The organism is Bacillus tianshenii (assembly GCA_020524525.2).
GTDB lineage: Bacteria > Bacillota > Bacilli > Bacillales > Bacillaceae_N > Bacillus_AV.
The window spans coordinates 521,830-535,741 of the sequence record CP129018.1; the positions used below are offsets into that span (position 1 = coordinate 521,830).

A 13,912-nucleotide genomic window follows, 5' to 3' on the forward strand; every position below is an offset into this window, starting at 1 on the left:
ACCTTTTTTTAATTTTCCCAGTAACGGGGTTTATCAAAGTAGTTATGCAGCTCTTCTTCGTATTCAGGCTGAATGCCTTCACGCGGATTATAGCCTGGCGCATTTTTGATCTTATGCTTTGTTAAGTCTACATAGACGTGACGGTCACTCCAGCTAATTTCTGTAATCCATTCAGGTGAGATAAGGACGTTTTTACCTGGAAGGAGTTGCTTTGTATTAATGACGACATAGCGAATTCGCCACGCATCATCTTCAATAATAAAGCCTTCCGTATGGCCGATATCGCCGTCTGCAGCAGCGATGGAATAGCTTGAAAAGGTTCCTGTCAGCTCGGTCATACTGCGTAACGTACTGTTATGCTCTTCAGCCATTGGATCGGGTGCGTGTTCCTGTACCTCTTCCATCAGCGGCTTAGGTGTTGGCTGACTTCCCCATACATATGGACCTGCCCAATAATAATGCCAACCGAAGAAGCGTGCGGTCTCACGCTCATGCTCACGCGAAACAGGCCGTTCAGTTTTCATGTCAGGACTTTGCTTAATTTGCTCCTTCGTCAAATTCATATAGATGGTTTGGGATGGAATATCGATGCTTTCAATTGACACAGGTGAGAGTAGCACTCGTTTTCCTGGAAGCCACTTTCCAGTATCGACAACAAAATAACGAAGTGCCCAAAACTTATCATCGAAATAAAGGTCAGTGATTTTACCAATATCCCCGTCCGTTGCATGTAGCTGATATGTGATTAATTCACTTGCTTGGTGAAGCATTTCCTATCCCTCCTAGCAGGATCGTTTGACTTAGTATGGAAATTTCCCTTTCATGACAGAAGTTAAACGATCTGGAGAAGAGAGTCGGTATTTTAGAAAAATTTATTTTGCTAATATTCGTAAGTGTTGAGATTTTTATGTAGGTGGTACGTTTGTAACATTTGTAAAGAACATATGGCCTAGTAAGGATGTCTCGAAAATATTTTGAATAATCATTATTTTGGTAATTTTGAATCTTTATCGAAAAGTTTTTTTAGTATATGTTTTTAGTAGTAGGATAATTTTCCAACAAGGAGTGGTAGAATGGTAAGTAAGAAAAATTTCTCAGCAGCTTTAGCAGCGAGTGTAGCTGTAGGTGCGGTTGTTGTTCCGAGCCTACATACAGAGGCTGCCCCAAATGCACAGAGTGACCATGCCTTTGATAACAAAGTGGTGAAGAAGGTCCAGGTTGATAACATTTACAACCATATCGACAAATTATCAGAACAGCCTCGAGTCGCAGGAAGTGAAGCAGAGTATGAAGCGGTTCAATACATTAAGAAACAGTTTGAATCGTATGGCTTAGAAGTAGAAGTTCAGCCGTTTCCGTTTACAAGCTATACTGAGCCCGATACTGTATCTTTCTCAGTCGAAGGTTCTGAGATGGAATTCGATGTAAATACATTTTCGTATGGTGTGAATGGACAAGTATCAGGTGAGCTTGCATATGCAGGTCTTGGTACGAAGGAAGACCTTGAAGGAAAAGATTTGACTGGAAAAATTGCTTTAATCCAGCGTGGAGAGCTTTCTTTCGCTGATAAAGTGTTAAACGCAGCGGAAAAAGGGGCAGAAGGGGTTATTATCTTCAACCATAGTGAAGGAAATATAAATGGTACGTTCGGTGAACCGAATGAAGATTATGTTCCAGCTGTCGCTCTTTCCAAAGCAGATGGTGAAGCACTGTTAGAAAAGGTGGAAGCAGGCGAAAGTGTAAGCGCTTCAATTAATATTGAAGGGGCAGAAACAAGCGAAAAAACCTCTTACAATGTTGTCGCAACGAAAGAAGCAACACACCATGATACAAATGATATTATCATTCTAGGTGCTCACCACGATTCAGTAGCAGGTGCGCCTGGTGCGAATGATGATGCATCTGGAACAGCGATGACGTTAGAAATGGCACGTGTGCTGTCAAATATGCCGACAGACACAGAGCTTCGTTTCGTCACATTTGGTGCCGAAGAGAACGGATTGATTGGCTCCACTGAATACGTGAAGACGTTAAGTGAAGATGAAATCAGCCGTACGAAAGCGATGTTCCAGCTAGATATGGTTGGCAGCCGTGACGCTGGCGAGCTCATTATGTACACTGCAGACGGCGAGCGAAATATCGTGACAGATACAGCAGCTTCAGCTGGTGCACGCTGGTCGCCAGAACAAGACCCAGTTGCATATGGCCAAGGTGGACGAAGTGATCATATGCCGTTTGCTGAAGCAGGCATTCCGGCAGCATTATTCATCCATGCACCTGTTGAGCCTTGGTATCACAGCCCAGATGATACACTTGATAAAATCAGTAAGGAAAAGCTTGAAGAAGTTGCACAAATCGTTGGGTCATCGATTTATCAACTTGCACGCAAAGACACGCCTGCATTAGAAAATGCGCAAGTAGCACCGACTGATGTTGAGTATCCGTTTGAAACGAGAGAATTAGATTAAGAGTGTACAATCCCGCATGAAAAAATGCGGGATTTTTTAACGTAAAATTCGAAAAAATATTTAGATTTAGGCTTGCTTTGCGTCATTTTGAGGGTATAATTACCTATTATAATGGCGATAGGGAGCGAGATGTTTTGAAAAACATTAAAGGGAATTTTTACGAATTGACAGAAGAGGCAGTAAGTGCTGTAAGAGAGCAGGATTTTGACAAAGCAACTAGCTTGCTGGATGAAATCGAACGCATTTCAAAAGTTGTCATTTCAAGTTTCCAAGAGATAAGAAACCAATCGTTGCCTAAGTAAAAGCTCTGCCAAATCGTTCATTGCATTAAAGGCAATGAACGATTTTTTGGTGTCGAAAAGGGGACGGAGCTTCGTTGAGTTTGTGGTGGAGTGGAGCAGAATATGAGCATTGTTCGTAAATGAGCGCTTGATGAAATTGAGTGGAACCTTCGCTCACGCCGCCTTATTGAAGTGACGGAGAAGTGAAGTCAAGGGGGGCGAAAAGGGGACGGAGCTACGTTGAGTTTGTAGGGTATTAGGGCAGAAGGTGAGCCCAGCTTGGAAAAGAGCGTTTGATGATGTTGAGTGAATCCTTCGCTCACGCCGCCTTATTGAAGTGTTCGGAGAAGTGAAGTCAAGGGGGGCGAAAAGGGGACGGAGCTTCGTTGAGTTTTAGGGATTAGGGCAGAAAGTGAGCCCGGCTTGGAAAAGAGCGTTTGATGAAGTTGAGTGGAACCTTCGCTCACGCCGCCTTATTGAAGTAGTCGGAGAAGTGAAGTCAAGGGGGGCGAAAAGGGGACGGAGCTACGTTAGGTGCTAGAAATTTGTACCATAAATACCTAATTTAGATTGATAATTAAAATAGACATCTGTAAAATGACATTGAATGTTTGGGATTAAATGTAGTTATAAATGGGGGATGTTTGAATGTTTCAACAATCGATGAAAGGTTATGATTATTTTTCAAATGGGTCTTTATCGGATATTGATGCAAATGATAGGTTAAAGGAGAAGCTGGACTTTCTAGGCATTTCGAAAATTCGTCGTGAAACTGTACATGCACTAAAAGAGGTTTATGCGAAAAATGCTGATGACATGATTAATAAGTTTTACGAGCGACTTCATCAAATGCCTTCATTACATAATTTAATTGTCAATAATACGACAGATGAACGTCTTAAAAAGACCTTTCATTTATATATGAAAAGTTTATTTGAGGACGAATTGAATTTGCAATATGTTTTTAAGAGAAGAGCGATTGCAGAAGCACATGCGAAAATCGGCTTAACGCCTGACTGGATGCTTGCGGCCTTTAATTTGTTGAATCAATTGTTTGTTCCGTATATAACGAAGGAGTACGTAAAGAAGCCGAAGATGTTAATGGACGCTCTGCTTGCGTATGAAAGTATGGTTGTACTTGATCAGCAGATCATCATGGAGACATATATTGAATTGCAAGCAACAAACTTTATTAAGGGACTTTCAAATGTGATTTCATTTAATGCTGATATTGATGAAGTGAAAGAGCTTGTTGATTATCAACAAGAACAATATGAAGCTTCTTCGTCTGTAAGTGATATTGTTGAAGATTTCAGCAATAGTATTGAAGAGATTGCTTCTTCTGTTTCTGAGATTAATACGCAGTCCCAATCTCATTTGAAGGAGCTTGATGAGAATACAAAAACATTAACAAATATGACGGCATACCTGAACCAAGTCGATCAAGGACAGCGACAAGTGCTTGGGCATGTAGGAAGCTTAATTTCTCATGTTAACAATATGCAAAAGGTAATGTCATTTATTCAAGATGTTGCTGAGCAGACGAATCTACTTGCGCTGAATGCATCAATTGAAGCTGCACGGGCAGGAGAACAAGGTAAAGGCTTTGCAGTTGTGGCACAGGAAGTACGGAAGCTAGCGGATAACACGAAGCAATCGATTTCAGATATTAGTGAAGACATTAAACAGTTGTCGACTATTTCCGAGGAAATGAACAGTCTTATCAACGATACGAGTTCGATGCTTCATAAAGGGGTAGAGGACACGCAGAATTTGTCCCATACAATTGGTGAACTGAACCATAGTCTTCAACACATTGGTGCCCGTTTTGAAAATATTTCAGCCATTACCCAACAGCAAACCGCTTCGATGGATGAAATCACTTATCGGAATAGAGGGATTACCGAAGCTGCCAAGAAAGGCGTCGATATTAGCCGAAGCACAGGGCAAGCTGTTTATGATTTGAGTAAAATTATTGACGAACACCGAATCCATTCAATTTCGTCGAACATGAAAATTAGCCAAGAGGATATTATCGAGCTTGCGATTACCGACCATATTCTTTGGCGTTGGCGCATTTATAATTTGATTCTCGGGTTTGATTCATTGTCAGAAAATGATGTATCCTCTGCTCAAGATTGCAGACTTGGACAATGGTATTACGGCTATGCAAAGCGTTTGTTTGAAAATGAACCAGCCTACCGTGAGCTAGAAGAGCCACACCGTAAACTGCACGACCTAGCGAAAAAAGCTGTACAAGCAGTCAATTCCGGCAATAAAGAACAAGCAGAACAATTGCTTGAGGAAATCACAACGGTTTCAAAGGTTGTTGTGGAAAAACTGAAATTGCTTAAGCAAGTTATCATTAAACAAAAAGAAAGCTTCCGCTCAAGTGTACACGGAAGAAATTAAGGAAAAGCCGCTCAGCAATTTGAGCGGCTTTTTGGTTGATCCAGCTGCGGCGGGCAGAAATTTGTGTTGCTTCACCTTCCCACGCCGAGGCAAAAAGCGCCTCTCTGTGTGAAGGCTCCAGCAAACAATATTTCTAAACGGCCCGCCTCCGCTTTCGACGCACAGGATGTGCTAGTGCAGGCGTTGTCACAGGACGTGACGCTCTTAGCCAGCGTTCCTTTGATGTCCAGCTGCGGCGGCTAGGGGCTCGAGGTCATAAGTCAGTCTGCTGCGGGGACAAAGAGCGGTCCCCTTCGCATTCTGCCTTATGCTTGTCGCCCCTGTTCAAGCCGCCTCCGCTTTTCTAGATGTCTAGCTGCGAAAGGCAGGCTGCGCGAGTTGCTTCACCTTTCCACGCCGAAAGCAAAGTTCGGCTTTCTCTGTGTAAAGGTTCCAGCAATCGGACAGCCTAACCGCCTTTCTCCGCTTTTCTATTGTCCAGCTACGGCGGCTAGGGGCTCGAGGTCATAAGTCAGCCTGCTGCGGGGACAAAGAGCGGTCCCCTTCGCATTCTGCCTTATGCTTGTCGCCCCTGTTCAAGCCGCCTCCGCTTTTCTAAATTAGCGCCAGCATGCGCAGCCGACGATGATTAGTAAGATGAATAGTACGACGATTAACGCGAAGTTACGACCTGGGTAGTAGCCAGCGCCTCCGACTGGTCCGTAAGGGTAGCCCCCATATCCGCATCCGTAGAAACCCATATTTAACACGCTCCTTTAATAGTTTGAGTTTAAGAAGGTTTGACAAGATGAATTAGTTTAATAGTAGAAGGATGCTCCGAGGATGATTAGTAAGATGAATAACACCACGATTAGTGCGAAACTTCCACCGTAGTTGTATGCTCCCATTGTCTCAACACCTCCTTTGACTCTACATGATTAACATATGTATTTTGCTGAATTTTGTATGGGCGTTTGACCTATGTTTTGAAAATGGGCGGAAAGAATTGCTGTTTTGACGAGAAAAATCCCCTGCAAGGGCAGAGGATTTTAGTCATTGAAATAACTTGTATCTTTTGTGCTGTGCATAAAGCGTGCTTTTGGCACGATGCGTTTGTTTTCAGCTAGTTCACGGTTTTCTTCTGTGTTCCAGCCGATATCATTGGTTGGATGCACCCATTCATCTCCAGCCATCACATTCGGATCAGTTTCGATGCTCCATTGATTAAGCGGTGAGGCTTCGGAATCATAACGACTGTCGCCAATTACAACACCATAGCTATTTATAAAAGGCTTTTCTGGTTTGATGTGACTGTTTTTAAAATCTGGCGAGTTAATTTGGTGAGGCATCACGCCATCAATTTGCGGTTGTTCAAGCTCTTTTTGGTGATTATTTTTCATGTTCTTCACCTCAAGCATAGCTTTTCCGCAGCTTGGTTAATCTATACGAACGAGGTCATGCGATGTAAAGCTCAACCAGCATGCGCCTGTTAGAAATAACGGCAGCCATGTTAAGGCAATAAACAGGAAATAAGGTGAAGCAGCATTTCGTGCAGGCAAGAAGCAAAGCATTCCAGCCATGATGCTGCCAATGAGTAAGTACATAAGAATGAGCATGTAATTCACACCCTTTTGCTTTATATCAACAGCATATGCGAATGCTAAATTAAACGTTTATCCCAAAACACATTCTTAAGGATAAGCGCTTCTTTTTTGCGCAAATTAAAGGAAAAGGAAAAAGAGGTGAACATAGTGGATAGACGTGAGCAGGAAAGTTCCTTAAGAGAAGGGACGAAAATGAGTGAAAATATGGGACTGCCAACAAATACAATGGGCGGCACGATGAGTATGGCCAAAGACCCGATTGAAACGAACCCACATTTATTTACCGAATCACCACAAACTGAAGAAAAATGGGAGAGTGCTGAGAAATGAAGAATGAATACCCAGTTGCGAAGTTAAATGAACAAGAGCTGACAAAGCTTCAACAAACAGAGAAAACGATACGCGAAGATATTGGGAAAGATATTATTTTAATCGCTTATGAAGATTCAGAAGGAGGGCAAGTGAATGGCTAAACGAAAAGCAGCACATGATGCGGCAAAAACAAACAACCAAACGCCGACTGAAAGTATGGCACATACAAGCTTGCCGAATCAATTCACAGATCGTGATGCAGCACGCGCTCAAGAAAGAGCTCGTATAGCAGACCGCGAAGAATTAGAAGGCAAGAAATAGGAGGAAGCAACATGGGAAAAAGCAAACGTAAAAGCAATCCAGAACAAAAAAATGCTCAAACGCCACGTACCCTTGAGCAAAACACAGAATTCGGTCATGAGCTTGGTGATGTAAACGTAAGCAAGCATTACGAAGCTGCTGCACAAGCGCAGGCAGAGAAAGAAAAACGGGAAAATGCTCGGAAGAATGCTGAAAAAGAGAAGAAGAAATAACAAACAAGGCGCCCCGCATGCCGCGGCGGCGCCTTAGTATTAGCTTATTTCAAGCTGTGCATGATCAGTTGATACCGTAAACAGCTGATTACCTGCTTGCTTCGGATCATAATAGATCAGCATAAGAGTATTGTTCGGTTCAATTATGCCGTCTGTGATACAGGCGTGCAGATCAAAACTTAAGCTTTCGATCATCGTGTGCTTGTGTAAGTCTTTTTCTGAAAGAGACAGCTGTGCAAAGGCATCGCCAAGCATCTCTGGTGCTTCTGCAATTTGCTTAAGCAAGGCTGATTTTTCTTTCTTTGACCATTGCTCGTTCCACCACGGTTTGCGCGGCTTGTGCTTCTTGTTCATGAGATAGTCGTATTTCATTAACCCTTCGACGATTGGCAGACAGTCTCTCGCTTCGGCGCACAAAAATTCGTGCAGTCGGCGGAATAAGTCTTCAAGCTGATGACCGATTCGGCTCCAGCCGCGCTCTTCCCAATAGGAACCAAATGATTGGAAGAAGTCAAACGGCGTGTCAAAGACATCCTTAACGAGGTAGCGAATCGTGTTATCCATACGATGGTCATTCCAATACTTTTCAAGCACATCTTCAACTTGCTTAATGCGGACAATGTCATCAAAGGAGAGGACATTGTTGCCAAGGATTTCATATGGCGGCTTATCCACAAATGTATAGCCGAACTTCTCGTGCTGAAGACGGAGGCCTGTCCCACGTAATAGCTTCAAGAAGCCAAGCTGTAATTCTTCTGGCTCAAATGCGAAGACATCGTTGAATGTTTGGCGGAATGAATGATAGTCTTCTTCAGGCAGGCCGGCAATTAAGTCAAGGTGCTGAACAATCTTGCCGCCTTCTTTCACCATTGTTACGGTGCGGGCAAGCTTTTTGTAGTTTTGTTTGCGTTGAACAAGTTCATTTGTTGCATCATTTGTTGATTGAACTCCAATTTCGAAGCGGAACAACCCTTCTGGTGCATGTTCATTTAAGAACTCAAGTACTTCTGGGCGCATAATATCAGCGGTAATTTCAAACTGAAAAACAGTTCCAGGTAAGTGATTGTCGATTAGAAATTGGAACATATCCATTGCGTATTTACGGCTGATATTAAAGGTACGGTCGACGAACTTAATTGTTTTCGCGCCGTTTTCCATTAAGTACATAATTTCTTGCTTAATCTTTTCTTTATCGAAGTAACGCACACCTACTTCAATTGAAGAAAGGCAGAATTGACAAGAGAATGGACAGCCGCGGCTCGTTTCAATATAAGAAATTCGTTTAGACAGTTCATCCCGATCTTCGGTAAAGCGGTATGGGGATGGGATTTGCTTTAAGTCAACCTTTTGACGCTTCGGATTCATCTTTGTAGCGCCTGTTTCGTCACGGTATGCAACCCCGTCTACTTCAGACAGGTTATCTCCGGCTTGTAATGCATCAAGCAGCTGCTTGAATGTTGCTTCACCTTCACCGACAACGATCGCATCAACTTCGGGCAGCTTTTCCATCCATTCAGCTGTATCGTATGTCACTTCTGGACCGCCAAGCACGACGAATAGGGATGGGTGAATTTTCTTTAACATCCGGACGACATCAATCGTTTCTTGGATATTCCAAATATAACAGCTGAAACCGAGCACATCCGGCTTTTTCGAGTGCAGGTCAGAGATGATGTTCATAATTGGGTCTTTAATGGTGTATTCAGTTAACTCAATATCGTGAGAATCCTCAGCGTACGCTTTGAGATAGCGGATAGCGAGATTCGTATGAATATATTTTGCATTTAAGGTACTTACGATTGTTTTCATTTTGCTTCCCTCACAATTGCGGAATTTCTAACACCTTATTGTAACATAAGTTTTGTGTATAATTGAAAGGAATTGGCAAGGTGAAAGATTTTTTAGAAAAAGTTATTGCTTGTTAAATCAGCTTTTTTGTATGTTTATGGTAGAGAATAGAAGGGAGGCGCTCGTTGTTGTCTGTTAATGAAGCAGTTGTATTTGTGATGATGGGTTTTCTTGTGATCGGAGCGCTTGACTATATAAATGGAAATCGGTTCGGCTATGGGGAAAAGTTTCGAGAAGGCGTGCTGACGATGGGGCCGCTTGCATTATCCATGCTTGGGATTGTTTCGTTAGCACCTGTATTAGCAAATGTGCTGTCTCCGCTCGTTGTTCCGCTGTATGAATGGCTTGGTGCAGACCCGGCGATGTTTGCGGGCAGTCTGCTTGCGATTGATATGGGAGGTTATTCGTTGGCGCAGGAGCTGGCGAGAACGGAGGAAGCGGCAAACTTTTCAGGCATTATTCTTGGAACGATGATGGGGCCGACACTCGTCTTTACAATTCCTGTCGCATTAACGATGATTCGCAAGGATGATCAGCCTGCATTTGCGAAGGGCATTTTACTCGGCTTAATGACGATTCCAATCGGATGCTTTGCAGGCGGTGTATTGGCGGGCTACTCGTTACAGATGATGGTGCAGAACCTTGTGCCGATTGTGTTATTTGCGTTACTGCTTGGCCTGGGGTTATGGAAGCTTCCTGCTCTGATGATTAAGGGTTTCGGGCTGTTTGGAAAAGCTGTGGAGGTTGTAATTATCATTGGACTGGCATCCATAGCCGTGGAAACATTTACGGGTATTGTTGTGATTCCGGGAATGGCGCCGCTTGATGAGGGAGCCGTGATTGTCGGAAAAATCGCGATTATGCTTGCCGGAGCTTTTCCGATGGTTCATTTTATTACAAATGTATTGGGTGGTTTGCTTAAGGCGGCAGGCAAGCGTGTTGGAATTGATGAAGTATCGACAGCAGGCTTGATTTCCTCGCTTGCTCATGCGATTCCAATGCTTGTGATGTTTGCAGAAATGGAGGAGCGTGGGAAGGTGATGAATGTCGCCTTTGCTGTAAGTGGTGCGTTTGTGCTTGGCGGACACCTTGGTTTTACCGCAGGGGTTGAAAAGGCGCTGATCGTCCCTATGATGGTTGGAAAGATCACGGCCGGTACGACGGCACTTTGGCTTGCGGCGGTTGTTACGTCGAAGACTGCTGCAAGAAAACATCATGCGACACATATCGTGAAGGGATGAGTGTGCTTCTACTATTCTCGGCATTTTTTTAGCCAATAAATTGTCTTCCATCTGTAACCATTTTGTCACCAATTGCGTCTCATAATTAGGTACGATTGAAGTGGTATGAGGAATAAAGCTCAGCCCTTTTTCTACAGAAAACAAATTGGAGTGAAGACAAAATGATGATGAAAAAAAGTGTCCTTTCCTTTACGATAGCAGGTGCCATTCTTGTTGGCGGAGTGAGCCCGGCGATAAGTCCGTTACAAATTTCGACTGTCTCCGCAGCAGAGCAGGGAATGACAATTGAAACAACTACGATCGAGAAAGAAAGTCAATATGTCGAGCAAGGTGTTCGTTTGCCCGTTATGAAAGGGTTAAAAGACAAAGCATTTCAGCAGTCATTAAATAAGCAGATTCAAGCATTCTATGAAGAAAGAATTCAAACATTAGAAGAAGATGCAAAGTCATTTGCGGGCGATGCTGAAGAAAAAGGCTTCCCGTTTCAGAAGTTTGGGCTGTTTATTAACTATAAGATGAAGCAAAGAGGTGACCTTGTGTCGCTGGTGTTGATAACCAGTACTTATTCAGGCGGAGCGAATATGAATAGTGTAGTGGATTCGTATAACTTTTATAATCAGAAAGATGCGAAGAGTGTGAATTTAACTGACTTGGCACCACCGCAAAAGCTTGAAAAGCTCGCTCGGCAGGCAGTGACTGAGCAGATTGACAATTATTTTGGCTTAGATCAGTTAGTTGACAATCAAGCCTTTTATGCTGAGGGAAATGAGCTTGTCTTGATTTTTGATGAATATGAAGTGGCCCCAGGTGTGGCAGGTACGCCATCAGTGACAATTCCGTTCTCAGCGCTTCAGGAAAAAGAAGAACAGCAGGAAGTGAACGTAAATGCAAGGAAGGTTTCAGTGAACGGGCAAGAGCTACAGACATATCAATCAGGCACGACAACGATGGTCGAAGTCCGAAAGCTGGCCGCTGCGTTTGGCTATCACGTGAAATGGAATGGGCCAGAACAAAGTGTAGAACTTACAAGAGGCGCGCAATGGACGAAGCTAAAGCTTGGAGAAAACCGTTATACATACGCAAAAATGGCACCATTTCAATTAGAGGAAGCACCAGAATTGAAGCAAGGAAAGACATATGTGCCAGCATCCTTTGCAGTAGAAGTGTTAAAAGCAACACCCGTGATGGATGGAGAGACACTTCAATTTATTACAAAATAAACGAAAACGCAGATCCTTTGGTGAGGATCTGCGTTTCTTTTTTATGCTGTTTTATTATTTGATGCTTGCTGGACAGCGTTTTTTCCTTTATAAGTCACCATGTAAAGGATGAAGCCAGCTACGATAGCAGCGTATAGCGCGAACCAAACGCCGCTGTAGATGATTCCCATACCGAGGGCACCAGCTGCAAAGACATAATAGGTCATTGGAACAAGTGCTTTTCGGATAAGGGAACCTTCCTTACCGACAAGACCAACTGTTGCAGAAGCGGCTACAACGTTGTGTACGCAAATCATGTTACCAGCAGCACCGCCGATTGCTTGAAGTGCTACAACAAGACCTGCACTACCTACGCCAAGTCCGATGCTTTCAGCAGTACCGAATTGGAATAGAGAGAACATCATGTTACTGAATGTGTTCGAACCTGCGATGAAGGCACCCATTGCACCGATTGTTGGTGCAAATAACGGCCATACAGAACCAACTACTTGTGAAACACCTTCTGCAAGAACAAGCGGCATGCTTGCTAAGTCAGCTGTACCTGTGTTCAAGAAAATCTTAATCATCGGAACTGCAAAGATTAATGCTGTTGCCGCACTAAGAACCGTACGGATTGTTGCACCCCATGCACGAGAGTATTCAGAAGGTTTCATACCGTGCATAAAGTATGTAATCAATGAAACGACTACGAAAATGAAGCCAGGCAAGTAAAGTGGTGACGTTCCAGCACCAATGCCAGAGCCAAATAAGTTTTCGATTTTGATTGAAACAGCTGGGTGTTTAAGAGCTGTAGTAATTTCAGGAACAATACGTGTTAGAACAAGTAATCCTGCAACGAAAACATATGGTAACCAAGCTTTTACTAGTGAGATGTGACGGCCTTCTGCAACTTCGCGGATTGGCTCGTCGTTAAGCTTACCAGCCCAGTCGCTTTCCCAGTTGTCGCGAGTTGGGAAGTCAAAGGTTTCATCTTCTTTTGGCATGAACAAGCCTGCTTTTGCACATGGAACAACAATGGCAAGACCAATTAATGCACCGATAAGAGATGGGAATTCTGGACCTAAGAATTTCCCGATTAAGAAATAAGGAATTGTAAAGCTGATACCTGCGAATAAAGCAAACTTCCAAACTTTCAAACCTTCACGGAATGAACGAGATTCACCAAAGAAGCGTGTGATCATCGCTACCATGAAAAGTGGAATAAGTGAACCAACAATTGCGTGGAACATCGCAACGTTTGCACCAATTTGATGCAAGTAATCTAAGTAAGGCATATCGCCAAGTGCTGCTAGAACTTTATCCTGCTCAGCAAGACCGCCGTTTACACCAACGATAATTGGCGTACCGATCGCACCGAATGATACTGGTGTACTTTGGATAATTAATGCTGCAAGAACGGCTGCCATTGCAGGGAAACCGATTGCAACAAGTAATGGAGCTGCGATTGCAGCTGGTGTACCAAAGCCTGCTGCGCCTTCGATGAAAGCACCGAACAACCATGCGATAATAATTGCTTGAATACGTCGGTCAGGTGATACATTAATGAAACCTTGACGAATTGTCGAAATGGCACCGCTTTCTTTTAATGTGTTAAGAAGAAGCACTGCACCGAAAACGATAAATAATACATCCATAACTGTGAATACGCCGTTAATTGCTGCACCAGCAATCACGTTAGCTTTCGTTCCCCAAGCGAACATCGCTGTTAAAACGGTTACAATAAGTGCCACTGGCATTGCTTTGTAAGCCGGCCACTGTAATAGAACTAAGAAGATAAAAATTGTGGCAATCGGCAAGAGAGCCAGTAAAGAAAGAACCCCAATACTCATCATGTTACCCCCTATTTAAGGTGTTAATAATTTAAAAATTAAGACAATTTGAACCAGAATCCATAAAGTGCAGATTGTTGACGAATAATGTCAATGTGTTGTCCCGGACACGTGCATCTGTCATAAAACAGTTTATCTGGTCATCTGATGACTCTATCATAATGTAAGCGGGTTCATATTTCAAC

The 13,912-nt window shown here is 43.3% G+C and carries 16 protein-coding genes; 9 read left to right on the forward strand and 7 right to left on the reverse strand.

Features of this window, described 5'->3' with window-relative positions:
• Positions 1 to 8 precede the first annotated feature (8 nt).
• Entirely contained in the window at positions 9 to 770 is a 762-nt protein-coding gene (locus LC040_02550; GenBank protein ID WLR51805.1) for a PRC-barrel domain-containing protein, read from the reverse strand.
• A 303-nt stretch (positions 771 to 1,073) separates the two neighbouring features.
• Here LC040_02550 and LC040_02555 point away from each other — a divergent pair, with 303 nt between their 5' ends.
• From LC040_02555 to LC040_02565, 3 genes are all read left to right on the forward strand, one after another.
• Entirely contained in the window at positions 1,074 to 2,468 is a 1,395-nt protein-coding gene (locus tag LC040_02555) for a DUF4910 domain-containing protein (GenBank protein WLR51806.1), read from the forward strand.
• A 134-nt stretch (positions 2,469 to 2,602) separates the two neighbouring features.
• Complete coding sequence (locus LC040_02560; GenBank protein WLR51807.1) at positions 2,603 to 2,770, forward strand: hypothetical protein; 168 nt, start codon at positions 2,603 to 2,605, stop codon at positions 2,768 to 2,770.
• A gap of 627 nt (positions 2,771 to 3,397) precedes the next feature.
• On the forward strand, positions 3,398 to 5,161 hold the full coding sequence (locus tag LC040_02565; GenBank protein ID WLR51808.1) for a methyl-accepting chemotaxis protein: 1,764 nt from the start codon (positions 3,398 to 3,400) through the stop codon (positions 5,159 to 5,161).
• Positions 5,162 to 5,760: 599 nt separating this feature from the next.
• On the opposite strand, the gene LC040_02570 is transcribed toward LC040_02565, so the two are convergent.
• From LC040_02570 to LC040_02585, 4 genes are all read right to left on the reverse strand, one after another.
• A complete protein-coding gene (locus tag LC040_02570; GenBank protein ID WLR51809.1) occupies positions 5,761 to 5,901 on the reverse strand; it encodes a YjcZ family sporulation protein in 141 nt (46 codons plus the stop codon).
• 57 nt (positions 5,902 to 5,958) lie between these two features.
• Entirely contained in the window at positions 5,959 to 6,048 is a 90-nt protein-coding gene (locus tag LC040_02575) for a YjcZ family sporulation protein (protein ID WLR51810.1), read from the reverse strand.
• 141 nt (positions 6,049 to 6,189) lie between these two features.
• Positions 6,190 to 6,540 (reverse strand): DUF3905 domain-containing protein, encoded by a 351-nt coding sequence (locus LC040_02580; GenBank protein WLR51811.1) that lies wholly within the window; start codon positions 6,538 to 6,540, stop codon positions 6,190 to 6,192.
• A 36-nt stretch (positions 6,541 to 6,576) separates the two neighbouring features.
• A complete protein-coding gene (locus LC040_02585) occupies positions 6,577 to 6,756 on the reverse strand; it encodes a hypothetical protein (protein WLR51812.1) in 180 nt (59 codons plus the stop codon).
• Between the two features lie 135 nt (positions 6,757 to 6,891).
• On the opposite strand from LC040_02585, the gene LC040_02590 reads away from it, so the two are divergent.
• The 4 genes from LC040_02590 to LC040_02605 are packed head-to-tail and all read left to right on the forward strand — an operon-like array spanning position 6,892 to position 7,589.
• The gene (locus tag LC040_02590) at positions 6,892 to 7,074 is read left to right on the forward strand and encodes a hypothetical protein (GenBank protein WLR51813.1); all 183 of its coding nucleotides are present in this window, start codon (positions 6,892 to 6,894) and stop codon (positions 7,072 to 7,074) included.
• The gene (locus LC040_02595) at positions 7,071 to 7,217 is read left to right on the forward strand and encodes a hypothetical protein (GenBank protein ID WLR51814.1); all 147 of its coding nucleotides are present in this window, start codon (positions 7,071 to 7,073) and stop codon (positions 7,215 to 7,217) included. Before LC040_02590 ends, LC040_02595 begins: the two co-directional genes overlap by 4 nt.
• Positions 7,210 to 7,377 (forward strand): hypothetical protein, encoded by a 168-nt coding sequence (locus tag LC040_02600; GenBank protein WLR51815.1) that lies wholly within the window; start codon positions 7,210 to 7,212, stop codon positions 7,375 to 7,377. The genes LC040_02595 and LC040_02600 overlap by 8 nt, the downstream gene beginning before the upstream one ends.
• Before the next feature lie 11 nt (positions 7,378 to 7,388).
• Entirely contained in the window at positions 7,389 to 7,589 is a 201-nt protein-coding gene (locus LC040_02605) for a hypothetical protein (protein WLR51816.1), read from the forward strand.
• A gap of 39 nt (positions 7,590 to 7,628) precedes the next feature.
• Here LC040_02605 and LC040_02610 read toward each other — a convergent pair whose 3' ends face one another.
• On the reverse strand, positions 7,629 to 9,398 hold the full coding sequence (locus LC040_02610) for a DUF4080 domain-containing protein (GenBank protein ID WLR51817.1): 1,770 nt from the start codon (positions 9,396 to 9,398) through the stop codon (positions 7,629 to 7,631).
• A 167-nt stretch (positions 9,399 to 9,565) separates the two neighbouring features.
• Here LC040_02610 and eutH point away from each other — a divergent pair, with 167 nt between their 5' ends.
• Together eutH and LC040_02620 are read left to right on the forward strand one after the other, a co-directional pair.
• Positions 9,566 to 10,678: an ethanolamine utilization protein EutH gene (gene eutH / locus LC040_02615; protein WLR51818.1), complete on the forward strand. Its 1,113-nt coding sequence runs from the start codon at positions 9,566 to 9,568 to the stop codon at positions 10,676 to 10,678.
• Positions 10,679 to 10,839: 161 nt separating this feature from the next.
• The gene (locus LC040_02620; GenBank protein ID WLR51819.1) at positions 10,840 to 11,898 is read left to right on the forward strand and encodes a stalk domain-containing protein; all 1,059 of its coding nucleotides are present in this window, start codon (positions 10,840 to 10,842) and stop codon (positions 11,896 to 11,898) included.
• Between the two features lie 41 nt (positions 11,899 to 11,939).
• Here the strand turns inward: LC040_02620 and LC040_02625 are convergent, their stop codons facing one another.
• On the reverse strand, positions 11,940 to 13,727 hold the full coding sequence (locus tag LC040_02625; GenBank protein ID WLR53176.1) for an L-lactate permease: 1,788 nt from the start codon (positions 13,725 to 13,727) through the stop codon (positions 11,940 to 11,942).
• Positions 13,728 to 13,912 lie beyond the last annotated feature (185 nt).

What these genes read in the sequence shown, in the direction of transcription:
- LC040_02555 (WLR51806.1), top strand. Translation starts at nt 1,074, where the DNA reads ATGGTAAGTAAGAAAAATTTCTCAGCAGCTTTAGCAGCGAGTGTAGCT.
- LC040_02610 (WLR51817.1), bottom strand. Translation starts at nt 9,398, where the DNA reads ATGAAAACAATCGTAAGTACCTTAAATGCAAAATATATTCATACGAAT.
- LC040_02575 (WLR51810.1), bottom strand. Translation starts at nt 6,048, where the DNA reads ATGGGAGCATACAACTACGGTGGAAGTTTCGCACTAATCGTGGTGTTA.
- LC040_02605 (WLR51816.1), top strand. Translation starts at nt 7,389, where the DNA reads ATGGGAAAAAGCAAACGTAAAAGCAATCCAGAACAAAAAAATGCTCAA.
- LC040_02600 (WLR51815.1), top strand. Translation starts at nt 7,210, where the DNA reads ATGGCTAAACGAAAAGCAGCACATGATGCGGCAAAAACAAACAACCAA.
- LC040_02580 (WLR51811.1), bottom strand. Translation starts at nt 6,540, where the DNA reads ATGAAAAATAATCACCAAAAAGAGCTTGAACAACCGCAAATTGATGGC.
- LC040_02620 (WLR51819.1), top strand. Translation starts at nt 10,840, where the DNA reads ATGATGATGAAAAAAAGTGTCCTTTCCTTTACGATAGCAGGTGCCATT.
- LC040_02595 (WLR51814.1), top strand. Translation starts at nt 7,071, where the DNA reads ATGAAGAATGAATACCCAGTTGCGAAGTTAAATGAACAAGAGCTGACA.
- LC040_02550 (WLR51805.1), bottom strand. Translation starts at nt 770, where the DNA reads ATGCTTCACCAAGCAAGTGAATTAATCACATATCAGCTACATGCAACG.
- LC040_02625 (WLR53176.1), bottom strand. Translation starts at nt 13,727, where the DNA reads ATGAGTATTGGGGTTCTTTCTTTACTGGCTCTCTTGCCGATTGCCACA.
- LC040_02565 (WLR51808.1), top strand. Translation starts at nt 3,398, where the DNA reads ATGTTTCAACAATCGATGAAAGGTTATGATTATTTTTCAAATGGGTCT.
- LC040_02585 (WLR51812.1), bottom strand. Translation starts at nt 6,756, where the DNA reads ATGCTCATTCTTATGTACTTACTCATTGGCAGCATCATGGCTGGAATG.
- LC040_02570 (WLR51809.1), bottom strand. Translation starts at nt 5,901, where the DNA reads ATGGGTTTCTACGGATGCGGATATGGGGGCTACCCTTACGGACCAGTC.